Here is an 18311-nt window from a genome sequence, read left to right on the forward strand (position 1 = left end):
AGAGTGGACCGGGCGGTGGTCCGCTTTAGCCCAGCCGTTCTGCCATGGAGCTCGCTTTGGTGGGCTGAAGCGGAGCGCCGCCCGGCCCACCCTACGGGATGCGACGCGGTTGCCGCATTCTCAAGGCTGGGAATGCACTGCACAGTGCATGAACCGCCTGTCGACGGAGGACAAATGATGGCTGCTGCCGCGCCGATGCCCAATCGCCTTGTAGGGTGGGCTTCAGCCCACCTCTTTGGGCCGAAGCAGGCTACCGCCCTGCAACGCCGTTCGGCCCCGCCTGGGCGGAGGTACATGTGATGACGGTTCACTCAGACCTGCCGCTCGGCCCACTGGAGCGCGCCTTCATCGCCAGCCTGCAACGCCTCGATCCTTCTGCTCCGGAGCCGGTGCTGCTCGCCGCCGCGTTGTGCTGCGAAGCGCTGGCGGCGGGTGATGTCTGTCTGCCGCTCGCGCGTTTCGCGGGCAAGCGGCCCTGGCCGGAACTCGATGTCAGCCTGCCTCCGCTCGCCGCCTGGCGTGCCCAGCTCGAGGCCTCCACGCTGATCGGCTCGCCTGGTGATTACGCGCCGCTGGTCCTCGACGGCGAACGCCTTTATCTGGCCCGCTATCAGGCCTACGAACAGCAACTGGCCGAGCAATTGCTCGCCCGCGCGGCGGATGCACCGGAGGTGGACGAACAGCAACTGAGCGAGAGCCTGGCGCGGCTATTCGCCTTCAATCAGCAAAGCCCCGACTGGCAACGCCTGGCCGCAGCGCAGGCGGTGCGCCGTCGGCTGGCAGTGATTTCCGGCGGCCCCGGTACCGGCAAGACCACCACTGTGGTGCGGTTGCTGGCCGCGCTGCTGGAGCAGCCCGAGGGCGAGCGCCTCGCCATTGGCCTCGCGGCGCCCACCGGCAAGGCCGCGGCGCGTATGGCCGAAGCGATCCGCAACGCCAAGGCCGATCTGCCAGTCAGCGATGCGATTAAGGAGGCGCTGCCGGACGATGCGCGCACCCTGCATCGGCTGCTAGGCAGCCGCGGCGACAGCCCGAAGGTGCGTCACGATGCGGCCAACCCGCTGCCGCTGGACGTGCTGGTGGTGGACGAGGCTTCGATGGTCGATCTGGCGCTTATGGCCAAATTGGTCGCCGCCTTGCCGCCGAAGGCGCGGTTGATCCTGCTCGGCGACAAGGACCAGCTGGCCGCTGTGGAAGCCGGCGCGGTGTTCGCCGAACTCTGCGACGGGCGCGGTTTCGATGCTCAGGCGGCGACAGACTTGCAGCGCATCACCGGACAAAGTGTGCCGGTCGAGATGCCACGTTCACGCCTGGGAGACGCGGTGCTGCTGCTGACTCATAGCCATCGTTTCGCCGGCGACAGTGGCATCGGCGAACTGGCGCGGCGGATCAACGGCGGCGACGCCCAGGGCACCGTCGCGCTGCTGCAGGAAAATCGCGCGGACCTGGCCTGGAACGCGGCTCCCAACCCCATCTCGCTGATCGAGCGGCTGGAGCAGGGCTACGCACCCTATCTGCAGGCCGCACGGCAAGCTGATCCGGCAATGTCGTTCGCAGCCTTCAACGGCTTTCGCGCACTGACCGCACAGCGCGAGGGGGCCTTCGGCGTCACCGGTATCAACGAGGCGCTCGAAGCGCGCTTCAAGCGGCGCCTCGGCGTGCCGGCACGTGAGCGCTGGTACCCCGGCCGCGCGGTGATGGTTCGGCAGAACGACTATGCGTTGGGCCTGTTCAACGGCGACATCGGCCTGTGCCTGAAAACCGAACACGGCCTGCGCGTTTACTTCGAAGGCGATGAGGGCTATCGCGGCTTCGCCCCGGCGCGGCTGCCAAGCCATGACAGTGCTTTCGCCATGACCGTGCACAAGAGCCAAGGCTCGGAATTCACCGAAGTGCTGCTGGCCCTGCCGGAGCAACCCAGCCCGTTGCTGACCCGCTCGCTGTTCTACACCGGGATTACCCGCGCCAAGCAGAAGGTGGAAATCTGGGCATTGCCAGCGCGTCTGGCCGAGGCGGTGAGTACCCGCGCCGAGCGTGCAGCTGGACTGGCAGATCGCCTCGCTCTGGGCGGAGCGCCGCAGCCGGTTGTCGAGCGGGTGATCGCGCAGCAACACCCCAACGAGCCACCAGGCGACCAGATGAGCCTGTTCTGACAGCGGGCGTTAGCGTGATCGAAGCCCGCGCCGCGCATACAGACCGTGCGAAAACCACTGCGCTCGGTTATGCCGCGTTAAAAGGCTCGGATGCGAGGCCAGTCCGCTTCCTCGCCTGTTTTTATGGAGACGCCTAGTTCTTGCTTGGGCGCCCCCGCCTAACCATCGCTCGCGACGTTTTCACACAACCTGTATAGCGCCCGTTTCCGTGAAGCGGTTGTGCGTCTGCGCGGCTGAAATCTGTTCCGATGCGTCTTTGCAAAACCCGACAATCGGAACAACCGATGAAAAAGCTTTTCTTTGCCACCTGGGCCTTGCTCAGCCTGCTACTGATGGGCGCCACGCTACGTGCCGTCTGGATAGCGCCTTCGCTTGCCAACGGATTTTTCCTGCTGCTGGTGGGTTATTACGCTATTTGTTTCTTTCAGCTTATTCGTGCCGCTTATCAACCCTGGGGCCTGCTCGGCCCGCGCCGTCGGACGGGTTACTGGATCTGCCTGGTGTTGATTCCGCTGACGCTGTTACCGCTCAAAGCGGCTTACGAAATATGGGAGCAGGGCGCCTACGTGACCGATCCCGATGCCGACGGCAGGCGCTTTGGTGTCTTGGTACGCCTTCTGGTCTGGTTACAGGAGTTGGTTGGCCATCTTGGCCCGTTGCTGGTACTGGCTACTTTTGGTTTGGGTATGGCGCTTTTGCTGCTGCGCACATTACGTAGCCAAGTGGTGCGCTAGGCCGATCGTCAACGGATCAGCTGCCCAGCAGTGTCAGTACCAGCGGCAGGCTGGCGGCGGCTAACAAGGTTTGTAGGGTGATGATGCCCGCCATCAGATGACTATCGCCGCCCAATTGGCGGGTCAGGACATAGGCAGTCGGTGCGGTGGGCAGGGCGAAGAACAGCACGATGATGGTCGTCTCCATCGCCGGCAGGTTGAGCAGGCGAGCCACGGCGTATGCAAGTAACGGAACGGCGAGCAGGCGCAGTGCGCTGTTCCAGCCCAGCGCTGGGATCTCTCCGCCTAACTCCTTCGGCTTCAAGGCCGCCCCTACGCAGAGCAGGCCCAGCGGCAGGCTGGCGGCGGCCAGCAGGCTCAGCAGGCGGTCGGTGCCCCCAGGAAGGCCGAGGCCGGAAAAATTGACCAGGGCGCCGGTCAAGCAGGCAAGAATCAGCGGGTTCTTCACGATCGGCAGCAGGAGCGAGCGCACGCTGATGCCACGCTCAGCGGTCAGCGCCCAGACCGACATGACATTCACTGTCGGCACCATCAGCGCCAGCATCAACGCCGCCAGGGCCAGACCTTCCTTGCCGAACAGACTGCCCACCGCCGCGAGGCCGAGGTAGGTATTGAAGCGCAGCGCGCCCTGGGCAAACGCCCCGAAGCGAGCGGCAGGCCAGCCGCGCACACGCTTCATTATCAACAGTGCGAGCCATGCCAGCCCCAGACCCAGCATCACCGCCCCGGCCAGTCGCGGCAGTGCAGGGTTATCCAGTGGTGCGGTGGCCAGGCTGCTGAACAGCAAGGCGGGGAACAGGACGAAGTAATTGATTCGCTCTGCGCCAGGCCAGAAGGCTTCGCTGGGAAATTCACGCAGCCGCAAAAAATAGCCGGCAACAATCAGGGCGAACAGGGGCCAGAGAGCGAGCAGAAGGACAGTCACGCGTATACATCCAACGGTGCAGGTGGGTGGATAGTGGAGCGTCGCGCCTGCGGCCGCAACCCAGATGTGGGCAGCGCTTACTCGGCGGCACTGGGCGCGTTCATCGGGAAAGCGAGCGCAATGATATCTAAGTGATATCATGCGGCGCGCCTGTACAAGAGCTCCGTCGATGCAATTTCTCGAAAACCAATCCGCCGAAGATTTTCGGGATACGCCCTACGGGACGCAGCTGCGCCAAGGTTTTCGCCGCCTGTCATTTGCGCCTGAACTGGAGCGTGAGTTTCGCCATTATCTGAACCGGCAAGCCCGCTTGGCCCAGCAGCTTGGCGCCTGCCTTCTGATATTGGTGGTAGGCGGTTATCTCTATGTTGAACAGCAGCTATTCGCGCATTCGGACCCGGGCTGGCTGCGCGAGCTGACCTTGCTGCGTCTGCTACAGATGATGCCTGGGATGGCGATTCTGGTTGTGGCTCTTCTCTACAGGCGCGCGCGTGTCATTGCCAATCGGCTATTCCCGCTATTTATCGTGCTAATTGGGTTGGTCGCGGCGCGGATCGATATCCAATACGAGACGATGCAGCCTGAATTGACCATTCGCTATGGCGCCGGCCTGCTGATCGTTTGTTCGTTTTTCTTTCTTGGCATTACCTTCTGGCGCGCGTTGAGCTGCGCGGCGACGATCGTCTTGTTCGATGTGCTGATCGCCGCAATGATTCTTCCGGCCAGCGAGATGCACGTGCATTGGATTTCGGTCAGCTATTACTTGATCTTGCTGGTGCTCGGGGCGATTGGTCGTTATGTCCACGAATATTCGCAGCGTGAGCAATTCCTCATGCGCAAGCTGCTGGGCTGGGTCGCGCAGCACGACGCGATGACCGGGCTGGCTAACCGCCGCCGCTTCGATATGGCGCTGCAGCAGACGCTGTTGCAGGCGCGGCGCGAGCGCCAACCGCTGGCATTGCTGCTGCTCGATCTGGACAACTTCAAGAGTTACAACGACAACCTCGGCCATCCGGCTGGCGATGCGCTGATCAGAGAGTTCTCCGAACTGCTCGGGCGCTTCGCGCGGCGGCCATTGGACTTGGCGGCGCGGGTCGGCGGTGAGGAGTTCGCGTTGTTGCTCTATCACTGCGACGCCGAGTCGGCGCAATCGATCGCCAGTCAGCTGTTGGCGATGCTCGCTGAGCGGGCGCTGCCACATCCGGCTTCGGCACATAGCGGGAAGGTCACTTCAAGCATCGGAATTGCCATGTTGCAGCCAGGGTATACCCCCGAGCAGCTTTATCAGGCTGCGGACGCCGCGCTGTACCAAGCCAAGCAGGCCGGCAAGAATCGCTACGCCATGTACGCTGCACAGCCGAAGGCTGCTTGATATGTGCTTAGCGGCGCGGTGAAACCGGGCGGGTGCGGCCGCTGCCGTCGATGGCGACGAAGACGAACACCGCTTCGGTGACCTTGCGCCATTCGCTGGAGAGCGGGTCGTCGCTCCAGACTTCCACCAGCATGCGAATCGAGCTGCGCCCCACGTCCAGCGTCTGGGTATAGAAAGACAGCTGCGCACCTACTGCCACCGGCACCATGAAGGCCATGCGATCGATGGAGACCGTTGCGACGCGGCCGGCGGCCACGCGGCTGGCCATTGCGGTTCCCGCCAGATCCATCTGCGAAACCAGCCAACCACCGAAAATATCTCCGAAGCCGTTGGTTTCCCGTGGCAGGGCAGTCAGCTGAAGGGCGAGGTCGCCCTGCGGGATTGGGTCTTCCTGTTCGTATTCATTCATCGGATCGGACTCGCGGCGCGTTTGTTGTTCTGGCGCGGAAGCCCACGGTAGTGCGGGCCGGGCCGAGTATAGCGGCTGTATGCAGCGGCAGCGACCGACATGGAGCAAGTTACTGATCGTCACCAGATTGTCATATTCCGTTCATAGAGTGTTCACACGGCCTGCAGACAATGGCCCCCGTTCCAACACACTCGAGCACACCCCTGCTAGGAGCAAGGTATGACACTGAATCGTTTGATGGCGGCCCTGACCTTTGTTGCCGCTGGCGTAGGCGCTGCCAACGCAGTTGCCGCTGTTGACCCGGCGCTGCCGACCTATGAGAAGACGTCCGGTGTATCCGGTAACCTGTCCAGCGTCGGCTCCGACTCTCTGGCCAACCTGATGACGCTGTGGGCGGAAGACTTCAAGCGCAGCTACCCGAACGTCAACATCCAGATTCAGGCCGCCGGTTCCTCTACCGCTCCGCCGGCGCTGACCGAAGGCACTGCCAATCTCGGGCCGATGAGCCGCCCGATGAAGGACAACGAGATTCAGGCCTTCGAAGAAAAGTATGGCTACAAGCCGACCGCTGTACCGGTCGCCATCGACGCACTGGCCGTGTTCGTGCACAAGGACAACCCGATCAAGAGTCTGGATATCGAACAGGTCGACGCGATCTTCTCCAGTACCCGCCTGTGCGGTGGCGAGCAGGACATCACCAATTGGGGCCAGCTGGGCCTGACCGGTGAGTGGGCGAGCAAGCCGATTCAGCTGTTTGGGCGTAACTCGGTATCCGGCACCTACGGCTACTTCAAGGAAGAAGCCTTGTGCAAGGGAGATTACAAACCCAACGTCAATGAGCAGCCAGGTTCGGCCTCGGTGGTGCAGTCGATCTCCAGCACCCTGAACGCCATCGGTTACTCGGGCATCGGCTACAAAACCTCCAGTGTCCGCGCCGTTCCCCTGTCCAAGGGTGGCGAGGCGTTCGAGGCGAACGAAGAGAACGCCCTGGCCGGCAAGTTCCCGCTGGCTCGCTTCTTCTACGTCTACGTCAACAAGGCGCCGAACAAGCCGCTGAGCCCGATCGACGCCGAATTCCTCAAGCTAGTGCTTTCCAAGCAGGGTCAGGAAGTCGTGGTCAAGGACGGCTACATCCCGCTGCCGAAGAAAGTCGTCGACAAGACGCTGAAGGAACTGGGTCTGGAAAACTAAGACCTGATGCCAGGCTTGCCGCATCCGCCGCGAGCCTGAGTACAACGCCCGCCACGCTTTTCGCGCTGGTGGGCGTCGTCGCGTCACCCTGCTGTAATTTTTCTGTCACACAGCTTGGTTAGATTAGGCGCCCGACCGGCCCATCAGCAGCCAGTGGAAACGACGCGTGCTCAACCGAGCGCAGCAGTTTTAGCGGCCTGAGCGGCCAGGACCTTCGCATGAACGATATAGAGACCATGAGCGCGAATTCCGATGTGCAACGGCTGGACTTCAATACTCCGGCGCTGCAACGCAAGCGCCGCATCCGCGCGCTGAAAGACAACCTGGCGCGTTGGTATGTCTCCATCGGTGGCCTCGCCGTGCTCGGTGCGATCACCCTCATTTTCTTCTACCTCGCCCAGGTCGTCCTGCCCATGTTTCAGGGGGCCGAGCTGGAGGCACGCGACGCGCAGCAACCTGCCTGGCTGGCCGATGCCGGCGAGCCGCTGCTGCTGGCGATGGAAGAGCAGAATCAGGTCGCCATGCGCCTCGGCAGCGATGGTCAGGTGCGCTTCTTCAGCGTCCAGACCGGCGAATCTCTGCGCAACATCGAGCTGCCGCTGCCTGCTGGCAGCCGTATCGTCTCGATCGGTCAGGACACACCGGGTAACCGCCGCTTCGTGCTCGGTCTGGACAATGGCCAGGTATTGGTCGCCGAGCACAACTACAAGATCAGCTACCCGGACGGCAAGAAAACCATCACTCCGCAGCTGGACTATCCGTTTGGCGAAGCGCCGTTGCAGCTCGACCCGCAAGGCCGCCCCATTACCCACGCCGCTGTCAGCCTGAATGGCAAGACGCTGATGGTCGCTGGCGCCACCGACGGCGCGCTGCAAGCCCTGCGCATCTCCGCCACGGAAAACCTGCTGACCGGCGAGACCAGTCTGGAAGAGGAGCGTCTGGAGCTGCCGCAACTTTCCGAGCCGATCAAGGCGCTGCGCATCGACCCGCGGCACATGTGGCTGTTTGCGGTGAGCGGCCACGCCAGCGTCGATGTCTTCGACTTGCGCCGTAAGCAACTGAACGGGCGTTACAAGCTACTGGCCGGCAAGGGTGAAATCACCACCGTCGCATCGCTGCTCGGTGGCATTTCGTTGATGGTCGGCGATTCGGCCGGTGGCATCGGCCAATGGTTCATGGTGCGTGGCGACGGCGGTCAGTCCGAGCTGAAGAACGTGCGCAACTTCCAACTGGACGGCCAGCCGATCACCCAGATCATTTCGGAAGAGCGCCGCAAGGGCTTTCTCGCCCTCGACAACGCCGGCACCCTCGGCATCTTCCACAGCACGGCACATCGCACCCTGTTAACCGAGCAGGTCGCCGACGGCGCGGCGGTCGCGGCAATGTCGCCCCGAGCTACCCGACTGCTGGTGGAGTCGGGCGACCAGCTGCAGCGCTTCGTGATCAACAATCCGCACCCGGAGATTTCCTGGAGCGCGCTCTGGGGCAAGGTCTGGTACGAGAGCTATCCGGAGCCGGATTACGTCTGGCAGTCGACCTCCGCGACCGGCGACTTCGAGCCCAAGCTGAGCCTGTCACCGCTGGCCTTCGGCACGCTCAAGGCGGCGTTCTACGCGATGCTGCTGGCGGCGCCGCTGGCAATCTGTGCAGCCTTTTACACCGCCTACTTCATGGCCCCGGCGCTGCGCCGTAAGGTCAAGCCGGTGATCGAGCTGATGGAAGCCCTGCCGACGGTGATCCTCGGTTTCTTCGCCGGGCTGTTTCTCGCGCCGTATCTGGAAAACCATCTGCCCGGCATCTTCAGTCTGCTGCTGCTCACACCGATCGGCATCCTGCTCGCCGGCTGGTTCTGGAGCCGTCTGCCGGAAAACATCCGCCTGAGTGTGCCGGATGGTTGGGAAGCGGTCCTGCTGATTCCGGTGATCCTGGCGGTGGGCTGGGGCTCCTTGGCGGTCAGCGGTCATCTGGAAAACTGGTTCTTTGGCGGTGACATGCGCCTGTGGTTGTCCAACGACATGGGTATCCCCTTCGATCAGCGCAACGCCTTGGTGATCGGTCTGGCGATGGGCTTCGCGGTGATCCCGACAATCTATTCGATCGCCGAAGACGCCGTTTTCAGTGTGCCCAAAAGCCTCACCTTAGGTTCCCTGGCGCTCGGTGCGACGCCCTGGCAGACGCTTACCCGCGTGGTGCTGTTGACCGCCAGCCCGGGCATCTTCTCGGCGCTGATGATCGGCATGGGCCGCGCCGTGGGCGAAACCATGATCGTGCTGATGGCCACCGGCAACACGCCGATCATGGAAGCCAACATCTTCGAAGGCATGCGCACCCTGGCGGCCAACGTCGCGGTGGAAATGCCCGAGTCGGAAGTGGGCAGCACTCACTACCGCGTGCTGTTCCTCGCTGCGATGGTGCTGCTGATGTTCACCTTCGTGATGAACACACTGGCCGAGCTGATCCGCCAGCGCCTGCGTCGCAAGTACGCCAGCCTGTAACCGCGCCTGCGGGCGCGCAAGCACGCAGCCGATTGCGGCTGCGACAAGATTTCGACAAAGGTATCGATCCGTGAAAAAGGATTCGCTGAAAACCTGGATCAAGAGCGGCAGCCCCTGGGTCTGGATGAACGCCGGCGCCGTCTCCATCGCCGTGATCATGACACTCGGCCTGCTGGCGGTGATAGCCGTGCGCGGACTTGAGCACTTCTGGCCGGCCGACATCGTGGTCGCCGATTATCAGGTGCCCGGCGCCCAGCCCCGGGTGATGGCCGGCGAAGTGGTACAGGCCGAAGAAGTACCGCGCGCACGTCTGGCTGCCAGTGGCTTGCCGGTGGATGTCGAGGGCGGTGAGTTCATGACTCGCGAGTTGCTCAAGGTAGGCAACCGCGAGGTCTATGGCGCGGACTTCTCCTGGGTTATCGGCGAATGGCTGAGCAATCAACGCAAGCCCGCCGAGCTGGTCGCGTTGGAGCGTCGCGAGTGGGGCAACTTCTATGGCGAGCTGCTGAACGTCAAGGAAAGCGGTCAGCTAGTCGCCGAAGGTGATGCCGCTTGGGCGGAACTGCAGCAGCGTATCGAGCGCATCGATGAGCTGCACGCGCAGATCGCCCGCCTGGAGCAGGTCGATATCGGCCGCATCAACCATGGCCTCGAGCGCCTGCGCCTGAAGACCCGCAAGCTGGAACTCGACGATCAGCTCGACGCCGCGGCCCAGGCACAGCTCGACACCGAGCGCGCGCAATGGGATGCCGAATACAAGACGCTGGAAGGTGAGCTGATCGCGCTCTATAACGGCTTCAACCGCGACAGCCTCACGATGCGCACCATGGATGGCCAGGAGAAGGAGATCAGCCTCGGCAAGGTGGTACGTGCCTATCGCCCGAATGCCATGTCGACGTTCGACAAGTTGGGCTTCTACCTTGCCAAAGTTTGGGAGTTCGTCAGTGACGAGCCGCGCGAGGCGAATACCGAAGGCGGTATCTTCCCGGCCATTTTCGGCACCGTGCTGATGACCCTGATCATGGCCGTGATCGTCACCCCGTTCGGCGTGATCGCCGCGGTGTATCTGCGCGAATATGCTAAGCAGGGCGTGCTCACCCGGATCATCCGCATCGCGGTGAACAACCTCGCCGGCGTGCCTTCGATCGTCTACGGCGTGTTCGGCCTGGGCTTCTTCGTCTACGTGCTGGGCGGCTCGCTCGACCGCATCTTCTATCCCGAAGCGGCGCCGGCACCGGTGTTCGGCACGCCGGGCCTGATGTGGGCATCGTTGACCCTGGCGATCCTGACACTGCCGGTGGTGATCGTCGCCACCGAGGAAGGGCTGGCACGGATTCCGCGAATCCTGCGCGAAGGCTCGCTGGCCCTCGGCGCCACCAAGTCGGAGACGTTGTGGAAAGTGGTGCTGCCGATGGCCAGCCCGGCGATGATGACCGGCCTGATTCTCGCCGTGGCGCGCGCCGCCGGTGAAGTCGCGCCGCTGATGCTGGTCGGTGTGGTCAAGCTGGCGCCGAGCCTGCCGCTCAACGGCAATTATCCCTATCTGCACCTCGATCAGAAAATCATGCATCTGGGTTTTCACATCTACGACGTCGGCTTCCAGAGCCCCAACGTCGAGGCGGCACGACCATTGGTTTATGCCACGGCGTTTCTGCTGGTGCTGGTGATCGCGACGCTCAACCTCAGTGCGGTCGTCATTCGTAACCATCTGCGCGAAAAATACAAAGCGCTTGATCATTAAGGCGGCTATGGGCCGCAGGCTGCAGGCGTCAGGCAAGAGCCGGCCCGTAGCCTGCAGCTTGAAGCCTACAGCCTCCGAAGGAGACACCATGTCACAAGCAAAGACGCATACCATCGACATCTCGGCGCTGGGTCGTGACAAGCGCGCATTGGATCTGGCCAACGAGCCCGTGGCCATCGAAGTGCCCGACCTGAGCCTCTACTACGGCGAAAAGCAGGCGCTGTACAACGTCAGCATGAACATCCCGCGCCAGCGCGTGACCGCCTTTATCGGTCCGTCCGGTTGCGGCAAGTCCACGCTGCTGCGCTGTTTCAACCGAATGAACGACTTGGTGGACGGCTGCCGCATCGAAGGCGCCATCAACCTCGACGGCCACAACATCTACCGCAAGGGCGAAGACGTCGCTGACCTGCGCCGTCGCGTCGGCATGGTGTTTCAGAAGCCTAACCCGTTCCCCAAGAGCATCTACGAGAACGTGGTCTACGGCCTGCGCATTCAGGGCATCAAGCAGAAGCGCGTGCTCGACGAGACGGTCGAATGGGCGCTCAAGGGCGCGGCGCTGTGGGAAGAAGTGAAGGATCGCCTGCACGAGTCGGCACTGGGTCTTTCCGGTGGTCAGCAACAGCGTCTGGTGATCGCCCGTACCATCGCCGTGCAGCCCGAAGTGCTGCTGCTCGACGAGCCGAGCTCAGCGCTCGATCCAATCTCCTCGCTGAAAGTCGAGGAGCTGATCTACGAGCTCAAGGCCAAGTACACCATCGTCATCGTCACCCACAACATGCAACAGGCCGCGCGCGTCTCCGACTACACGGCCTTCATGTACATGGGCAAGCTGATCGAGTACGGCGATACCGATACCCTGTTCACCAATCCTGACAAGAAGCAGACCGAAGACTACATAACGGGGCGCTACGGTTAACCGCGCGGCGGCTTCAGGCGACAGGCTTCAGGCCAGAAGCGTGGCTCAGTCGGCGACACACAACCCTTTACAGCCTGCGGCCTGTAGCCTGCAGCCTGTGGCTCGCGGAGCGAAAAAATGAAAGACAGTCACACCCAACACATCTCCCAGCAGTTCAACGCCGAGCTTGAGGAGGTGCGCAGTCATCTTCTGGCCATGGGCGGTCTGGTCGAGAAGCAGGTCAATGATGCGGTCACTGCGCTGATCGAGGCCGATTCTGGGCTGGCGCAGCAGGTGCGTGATGTGGATGACCAGATCAACCACATGGAGCGTGACATCGACGAGGAATGCATTCGCATCCTCGCACGACGTCAGCCTGCCGCGTCCGACCTGCGGTTGATCATCAGCATCTCCAAGTCCGTCATTGACCTGGAACGCATCGGCGATGAAGCGACCAAGATCGCCCGCCGCGCCATCGAGCTGTGCGAAGACGGCGAGTCACCGCGCGGCTACGTCGAGGTGCGTCATATTGGCGATCAGGTACGCAAGATGGTGCGAGAGTCGCTCGATGCGTTCGCCCGCTTCGACGCCGAGCTGGCGCTGTCGGTGGCGCAGTACGACAAGACCGTCGACCGCGAGTACAAGACCGCGCTGCGCGAGCTGGTCACCTACATGATGGAAGATCCACGCTCGATCTCCCGCGTACTCAGCGTGATCTGGGTGCTGCGCTCGCTGGAGCGAATCGGCGACCATGCACGCAACATCGCGGAAATGGTGATCTACCTGGTACGCGGCACCGACGTACGTCACCTGGGCCTGACACGCATGGCCGAGGAAGTCGCCAACAAGCGCGACTGAATCGCCGAGCTCTGCTCTGGTAGGCGGCGCTCCGCTCCCGCACCGTAGAGTAGGCCGTTCAGGATTGTAGGGTGGGCTTTAGCCCACCAAAGTCGCCTGAGGCTGCTCGGTGGGCTGGTAGGTTGGTGGGCTGAAGCCCACCCTACCAAAGCCCCGGTCTAGTCGGTGGGCTGAAGCGCTCCGTAGGGTGGGCTTCAGCCCACCACAAGCCGCCCGAAGGTGCCCGTGCGATCTACGCTACTCAGCGTGGCAGCAGCGCCTCGCTCAGATAATCGATCAGCACCCGCTGTTTCGGCGGCAGGTGCTGGTTCTGCCGCCACAGCAGCCAGGCGGCGCCCTGATACGAGCCGGTATAGCGCCACTGCGGCAGTACTTCGCACAGCCGACCATTGGCCAGTGCCTGCGCCGCAGTGAAATGCGGCAGGACGGTAATGCCTATATTCGCCAACGCCGCTTCCAGTCGCGCTTCGCTGTGATTGCTGATGTAGCGACCGCGCACCGTCACCACCTCCTGCTGCTCGTCGTTGCTGAAATGCCAGCGGTTATCCCCGGCACGTTCGCCGAGATACAGACAGCTGTGCCTGAGTAATTCCTGAGGGTGCTGCGGCGTGCCGTGCAGTTCCAGATATTCCGGGCTCGCACAAAGCAGCTGGCGCACCGGCCCCAGCGGTTTGCCTGCAAGCCCTTCCGGTGGCTGATCGGTGACCTGGATCAAAAGATCGAAGCCGTCCTCTATCAAATCCGGGCTCTGGTCGCTGATATGCAGCTGCACGTCGACATCGGCGAAACGCTGTAAAAAGCCTGGCATCAATGGGCTGATGACGAACTTGCCGTAGGCCTTGGGCACGCTCAAGCGCACCAGACCGCGTGGGCTGCTCATCAACCGTTCGCCGATGGCCAGGGCTTGGTCGGCGGCGTCGAGCATCGTTCGGCAATGCAGGTAGAACTCGCTGCCGGCCTAGTTCAGCCGCAGTTGGCGCGTAGTGCGCTCCAGCAGCCGCAGCGACAATTCCTGCTCAAGCCGCGCCACCTGTCGGCTCACGGCCGACGCGGTGGTACCCAGCTGCCGGGCCGCGGCGGAGAAGCTACCCGCCTCGACCACACGCACGAACACGGCCATGCCGGGTAGCAGCGCTGCCTTGTCATTCGTTCTCATGGCGAACAAGTCCTTTGTCGGAACGCTGGATTATCGACCTCAGCGTATCAATGGACAATCGGCCCGTTCAATTGAAACGGTGAGCATGATGCAGACTTGGCGCGGTGTAGCACGACGCAATCTCTGGCTGGCCGATGCCATGCTGCTGATGGTGGCGATCATCTGGGGCAGCAGCTACGCGGTGGCCAAGCAGGCGTTGTGGTTCTATCCGGTGCTGGGGTTTCTGGCGATTCGCTTTGGCCTGACTTTTCTCCTGCTACTGCCGCAGCTGCGTGGTGACGGGCAGCGCGCGGTTCGGCCCGGATTGCCGCTTGGCTTGGTGATGCTGGGCATTTTCCTTTGCGAAACCTGGGGCGTGGCGCTCACCAGTGCCAGCAATGCCGCCTTTCTGATCAGCCTGTGCGTGGTGTTCACGCCTTTCGTGGAGTGGGCAATGCTGCGTCAGCGTCCGGGCAATCTCTTGTTCGCGGCCAGCGCGCTGTCGCTGGCTGGCGTCTGGCTGCTGACCGGCGGCATGGCGATATCGCTCAACCTGGGCGATGGATTGATGCTGGCGGCGGCGCTGCTGCGTGCCCTGTTGGTGTGCCTGACCCGGCGGCTGACCGCTGATCTGCAGGTGCCGCCGTTGGCGTTGACCGCGGTGCAGAGTGGGGTGGTCGCAGCGGGCTGTCTGATTTTAGGTTTCACGCTACCAGGCGGTTTGCCGGCATTACCGCAAAGCGCGGCGTTTTGGGTCGCAACGCTGTACCTGGTGTTTTTCGCCACGCTGTTCGCGCTCTACGTGCAGAACCTGGCGCTGGGCCGTATCAGCGCGACGCGGGTTTCGCTGCTGATGGGCTCCGAGCCGCTATTCGGCGCGATCATCGCCGGGCTCTGGCTCGGTGAGCGGTTAACGCCGACGGAATGGGCCGGCGGTTTGTTAATCATGCTGGCGACGCTGGGTACCATGCGTTTTGGCCGCCCGGCAGTTGCGGCCGAGAGTGGCCGGCCGGTGCGTGCGTGACGGTGGTGGGCCGGTAAAAAACCTCAAGGCCAGCGCGATGACAGATGTACTCGCACCGATGAGGTGACGAGCGGTGGGCTGAAGCCCACCCTACGCAGTTGCCGCCCTTGCGGGGCGTTTATGGGCACCAGGCGCGAGGCTCTGTGACGTGATTGGTGGGCTAAAGCGGAACACACCCAGCCCATCCTACATGGCTACCGAAGCCCTGCCTCGGCACCGTAGGGTGGGCCGGGCGGCGTTCCGCTTCAGCCCACCAATGGGGTACGCGAGGCTCAATCTCCGCGCAATTCAGCCTGCAGTGCATCAAGCACCGCCAGGCGTTCGCTGTCCTGCAGCCGGGTGCCAGGAGTCAGCGATGACCACTCCGGATGCGCACGGCAGCGATGCAGGGCCTCGGGTAGCTTGCCTTCGCGCCAGGCTTTGTCGTCCGGTGCATCAAGGCGAATGGCTTCCACCGCGGCATGCCCACGAGCAGCAAGGGCAGCCAGCAACTGTCGCTGGCGCAGGGCGAGCAGGCGCAGCACGGCATCATCTACGCTCAGTTCGCGCTGGCCTCTGAGCTTGCCCAACAGTCGATTGCCGTAATGCCGCGCCGTTTGTGCACCGCCGCCGGCAATGGCACCGAGCAGCGCGGCGGCGCCGAGGGTGATGCCGCCGACCATCAGGTCGACACCAGCCCCGGCCGCCGCGCCCGCCGCCATGCCGCCGCCGATCTTCACGCCCAGTTCCTTGAGCGTCTCGGGATTGAACAAGTCGTCACCCCAGCGGCCATCGAGCAAGGGCAGGTCGGCGGCTGCGGCGTCCTGTGGGCGGAAGCCGTAGAGACGCAACAAGGCTTCGACACAACGCTGCTCGCGGGCGCGAACGGCGTCGTGCAGTTCGCGGATCGCTCCGCGTTCCAGCTCCGGCTGGGCAGCGACGCTGCGACGGCAGGCGGCGACATCGACCAGCAGCTCGGCAATCAAACGGTTGCCTTCGCTGAGACGCGCAGCGGCCTGAGCCTCATGATCGTCGATCAGACGTTGCAATTTCGGGCGTGACTGCTCCAGCAGCAGCGCCAGGCTTTCGTACAGACGGCGCTCGCCATCGATCGGCGGCGCCACGCTGTCGAAACGCACCAGTGCATGCAGGCCCAGCCGCGCCAGCGCTTCGCGCCACTGTTCTTCACGGTGACCGGGCTGGGCGACGAAATTGAGCACCGGCAGCAGCGGCTTGCCGCAGCCGGCGAGCACCGCCAGTTCATCTTTGTACTTGGCCAGCACCGGCTCGCGAGCGTCGATCACGTAGAGCCCGGCATCGCTGGCCAATAGCTGGCGCAGCACCTTTGCCTCCTGCTCGAAGCGTTGGCGTGCCTCGCTGCCGTCGAGAAAACGTGCGGTACGCGCCGGGCCATCGAGACGCTCGCCGGGGCGTTCGATTCGTTCCAGATGGTCGAGCAGGGCGATGGCGTCTTCCAGACCGGGCGTGTCGTACAGCTCCAGCAGTGGCTCGCCATCGACCGACAGCCGGGCGCCTTCGACATGGCGGGTGGTGCTCGGTCGATGCGACACCTCGCCGAAGCCGACATCGCGGGTGAGCGTTCGCAGCAGCGAGGTCTTGCCGACGTTGGTGTGACCGACCAGGGCGAGCTTCAGGGGCGTGCTCATGGGCGTTCCCCTGCGGTTCTGATGGCTCTCGTTTGGCTCGCCGCCACCCTGCGGCTTGGGCGGGAGTAAGGCGTGTGCTTCTCGCCAACGGTGCCTAACGAAAGCTCCCAATCAGTGGGTCTCGCTTGCCCTACGATGGATGAGCGGATGCGCTCAATCATGGCCGCTCCAGTCGTGCAGGGTGGATGAGGCCATCCACCTTCCTGTATGTCGCCATTCCGGTGGAAAAGAGCGTCATCCGCCCTACGAATTCTTCCCTTACTGCCTGAAGCGAGGAGCTTGCCGCCCGCTTGCTCAATCATGGCCGCTCTCCAGCCAGGTCAGCGGTGCGCTGGTGGAATACGGCAGCCCGAGGCTGTCCAGCGCCTGTCGCCAGTCCTGCAAACGCTGACTGTCCAGCGCCTCGCCTGCGGGTGCCTGGAGCAGCCAGATACGGGTCGCGGCAGCGCAGCGGCTCAGCTCGCCGATCAAGGCCAGGGTGCCGCGATCCGGTGAGCGGCGCGGGTCGCAGGCGATCGCCAGGCGCTGGGGCGGGAAGCGCGTGAGTTGTTCCAGCAGCCGTCGACGCTGCTCGCGATCGTCCAGCACGCCGGCATCGGCAACCGACTTCGGCAGTTTCGGTGGCCATGCATGGCTCTGGTCCAGTTCGATGGCCACCAACACGGCGCCTTCACTGCCATCGAGCTGAGCGCCTGCGCTGAGCATTGGCAACTGTTGCGGTGCCGCGTCGCTGATGCCGAGACGTTCGCTGGGTGGTTGCAGGCGCTCGCGCAGCAGGCGGTAGGTGGGCAGTTGCAGATCCAGACGGAGCAAGGCGCGACCGCGCCGCCAGCGCCACAGGCAGAACAGCGCCAGCAGCAGGCGCGGCAGCAGGCCGTAAATCAGCACCACGCCGACCAGCCAGCCGGCCCAGCTCTGTCGCGCGCTTTCGAAGTCGTTGTTCAAGGTCCCGCTGGCGCGGATCTGCTCGATATCCGGCACGCTGAAACCCAGCAGCGATGGCAGCGCGCCGAGCGCCTGGGTCAGCCCGACGAAGGCGCCTTCGCCGAGGATGGTGGTTTCCCAGACGAAGCCGTAGCGCCGCGTGGCGAGCAGCGCCAGCAAGGTCAGCAGCGCGCTGGCCATGGCCAGCAACCACAGCCCGTGCACGCCCAGCCCCAGCAGCCAGCGACCGAGGCGCCGCTGTTCCAGCACCGCCAACAGCGCCGGCGCCAATTGCACCGCGCGGGCGTCGCGGGCGAGCTTTTCGCTGAGCCAGAGCCACAGCCGGCCCAACGCGCCGCCGCTGTCACTGGCAAAGAGGAAGCTCAGTAGCCAGCCGAGCAACGTCAGCAGATTCAGCCCAAGCAGGCTGCCCAGCGCCCAGAACACGTTGACCGACCGCACACCGTCGCCCAGCGCGGTGAACGCCAGCCCGGCGCCGGTAAGCAGTGCGAACAGCATCAGTGCAAAACCCGCCAGCCGTGCGCCCTGGCGCCAATGCTGCAGTGCCTCGATCAAGCCGTCACGCCGTGCCAGCCACAGCGCGCGGTACTTGATCAGCTCAGGCAATTCGCCACCTTGCGCGCGGGCCTGTCGATTGGCCTCGTCGTCATCCAGCGGCCCGGCGTGCTCTTCACGCAAGCGCACGGCTTCGGTCAGCCAGAGGCGGTCGAGCGTATTCAATGGGGGCAGGGGAGGTGCGGACACGCGGTTTCTCGTAGAGGGGCTCGGGCCTGAGGATAACCGTT

Annotated in this window: 13 protein-coding genes and 1 pseudogene; 9 read left to right on the forward strand and 5 right to left on the reverse strand. The window is 63.6% G+C overall.

Going from position 1 to position 18311, the window contains the following annotated elements; translation table 11 throughout:
• Positions 1 to 299: 299 nt before the first annotated feature.
• Positions 300 to 2153, forward strand: a complete 1854-nt coding sequence (gene recD / locus AC2LD7_RS04730; protein WP_484596700.1) for an exodeoxyribonuclease V subunit alpha — start codon at positions 300 to 302, stop codon at positions 2151 to 2153.
• 284 nt (positions 2154 to 2437) lie between these two features.
• Entirely contained in the window at positions 2438 to 2887 is a 450-nt protein-coding gene (locus AC2LD7_RS04735; protein WP_484596701.1) for a hypothetical protein, read from the forward strand.
• A gap of 16 nt (positions 2888 to 2903) precedes the next feature.
• On the opposite strand, the gene AC2LD7_RS04740 is transcribed toward AC2LD7_RS04735, so the two are convergent.
• Positions 2904 to 3812, reverse strand: a complete 909-nt coding sequence (locus tag AC2LD7_RS04740; protein WP_484596702.1) for an AEC family transporter — start codon at positions 3810 to 3812, stop codon at positions 2904 to 2906.
• A gap of 169 nt (positions 3813 to 3981) precedes the next feature.
• Here AC2LD7_RS04740 and AC2LD7_RS04745 point away from each other — a divergent pair, with 169 nt between their 5' ends.
• A complete protein-coding gene (locus AC2LD7_RS04745; RefSeq protein ID WP_484596703.1) occupies positions 3982 to 5184 on the forward strand; it encodes a GGDEF domain-containing protein in 1203 nt (400 codons plus the stop codon).
• A gap of 7 nt (positions 5185 to 5191) precedes the next feature.
• On the opposite strand, the gene AC2LD7_RS04750 is transcribed toward AC2LD7_RS04745, so the two are convergent.
• On the reverse strand, positions 5192 to 5593 hold the full coding sequence (locus AC2LD7_RS04750) for an acyl-CoA thioesterase (RefSeq protein WP_255977988.1): 402 nt from the start codon (positions 5591 to 5593) through the stop codon (positions 5192 to 5194).
• 219 nt (positions 5594 to 5812) lie between these two features.
• Here AC2LD7_RS04750 and AC2LD7_RS04755 point away from each other — a divergent pair, with 219 nt between their 5' ends.
• The 5 genes from AC2LD7_RS04755 to phoU all read left to right on the forward strand — a co-directional run bounded on the left by AC2LD7_RS04755 (position 5813) and on the right by phoU (position 12776).
• Positions 5813 to 6784, forward strand: coding sequence for a PstS family phosphate ABC transporter substrate-binding protein (locus AC2LD7_RS04755; protein ID WP_484596704.1), 972 nt, complete (start codon positions 5813 to 5815; stop codon positions 6782 to 6784).
• Between the two features lie 218 nt (positions 6785 to 7002).
• Positions 7003 to 9279: an ABC transporter permease subunit gene (locus AC2LD7_RS04760; RefSeq protein WP_484596705.1), complete on the forward strand. Its 2277-nt coding sequence runs from the start codon at positions 7003 to 7005 to the stop codon at positions 9277 to 9279.
• A gap of 70 nt (positions 9280 to 9349) precedes the next feature.
• The gene (gene pstA, locus AC2LD7_RS04765; protein ID WP_484596706.1) at positions 9350 to 11020 is read left to right on the forward strand and encodes a phosphate ABC transporter permease PstA; all 1671 of its coding nucleotides are present in this window, start codon (positions 9350 to 9352) and stop codon (positions 11018 to 11020) included.
• An 88-nt stretch (positions 11021 to 11108) separates the two neighbouring features.
• Positions 11109 to 11939 carry a phosphate ABC transporter ATP-binding protein PstB gene (gene pstB / locus AC2LD7_RS04770; RefSeq protein ID WP_484596707.1) on the forward strand — a complete coding sequence of 277 codons (831 nt, stop codon included), beginning with the start codon at positions 11109 to 11111 and terminating at the stop codon, positions 11937 to 11939.
• 117 nt (positions 11940 to 12056) lie between these two features.
• Complete coding sequence (phoU, locus tag AC2LD7_RS04775; protein WP_484596708.1) at positions 12057 to 12776, forward strand: phosphate signaling complex protein PhoU; 720 nt, start codon at positions 12057 to 12059, stop codon at positions 12774 to 12776.
• Between the two features lie 241 nt (positions 12777 to 13017).
• Here phoU and AC2LD7_RS04780 read toward each other — a convergent pair.
• Positions 13018 to 13932 (reverse strand): annotated as a pseudogene (locus AC2LD7_RS04780) (LysR family transcriptional regulator).
• 85 nt (positions 13933 to 14017) lie between these two features.
• Between AC2LD7_RS04780 and AC2LD7_RS04785 the strand changes: the two are divergent.
• Entirely contained in the window at positions 14018 to 14935 is a 918-nt protein-coding gene (locus AC2LD7_RS04785; RefSeq protein WP_484596709.1) for a DMT family transporter, read from the forward strand.
• Positions 14936 to 15207: 272 nt separating this feature from the next.
• Here the strand turns inward: AC2LD7_RS04785 and AC2LD7_RS04790 are convergent, their stop codons facing one another.
• Together AC2LD7_RS04790 and AC2LD7_RS04795 are read right to left on the reverse strand one after the other, a co-directional pair.
• The gene (locus AC2LD7_RS04790) at positions 15208 to 16581 is read right to left on the reverse strand and encodes a GTPase/DUF3482 domain-containing protein (protein ID WP_484596710.1); all 1374 of its coding nucleotides are present in this window, start codon (positions 16579 to 16581) and stop codon (positions 15208 to 15210) included.
• Positions 16582 to 16875: 294 nt separating this feature from the next.
• Positions 16876 to 18270, reverse strand: a complete 1395-nt coding sequence (locus tag AC2LD7_RS04795; protein ID WP_484596711.1) for a DUF2868 domain-containing protein — start codon at positions 18268 to 18270, stop codon at positions 16876 to 16878.
• Positions 18271 to 18311: the final 41 nt, after the last annotated feature.

It is taken from the genome of Stutzerimonas sp. (assembly GCF_982611455.1).

Excerpts from the sequence above, each read along its gene's own strand:
- AC2LD7_RS04735 (WP_484596701.1), top strand. The coding sequence starts at position 2,438 with ATGAAAAAGCTTTTCTTTGCCACCTGGGCCTTGCTCAGCCTGCTACTG.
- phoU (WP_484596708.1), top strand. The coding sequence starts at position 12,057 with ATGAAAGACAGTCACACCCAACACATCTCCCAGCAGTTCAACGCCGAG.
- AC2LD7_RS04755 (WP_484596704.1), top strand. The coding sequence starts at position 5,813 with ATGACACTGAATCGTTTGATGGCGGCCCTGACCTTTGTTGCCGCTGGC.
- pstB (WP_484596707.1), top strand. The coding sequence starts at position 11,109 with ATGTCACAAGCAAAGACGCATACCATCGACATCTCGGCGCTGGGTCGT.
- AC2LD7_RS04790 (WP_484596710.1), bottom strand. The coding sequence starts at position 16,581 with ATGAGCACGCCCCTGAAGCTCGCCCTGGTCGGTCACACCAACGTCGGC.
- AC2LD7_RS04750 (WP_255977988.1), bottom strand. The coding sequence starts at position 5,593 with ATGAATGAATACGAACAGGAAGACCCAATCCCGCAGGGCGACCTCGCC.
- AC2LD7_RS04760 (WP_484596705.1), top strand. The coding sequence starts at position 7,003 with ATGAACGATATAGAGACCATGAGCGCGAATTCCGATGTGCAACGGCTG.
- recD (WP_484596700.1), top strand. The coding sequence starts at position 300 with ATGACGGTTCACTCAGACCTGCCGCTCGGCCCACTGGAGCGCGCCTTC.
- AC2LD7_RS04785 (WP_484596709.1), top strand. The coding sequence starts at position 14,018 with ATGATGCAGACTTGGCGCGGTGTAGCACGACGCAATCTCTGGCTGGCC.
- AC2LD7_RS04745 (WP_484596703.1), top strand. The coding sequence starts at position 3,982 with ATGCAATTTCTCGAAAACCAATCCGCCGAAGATTTTCGGGATACGCCC.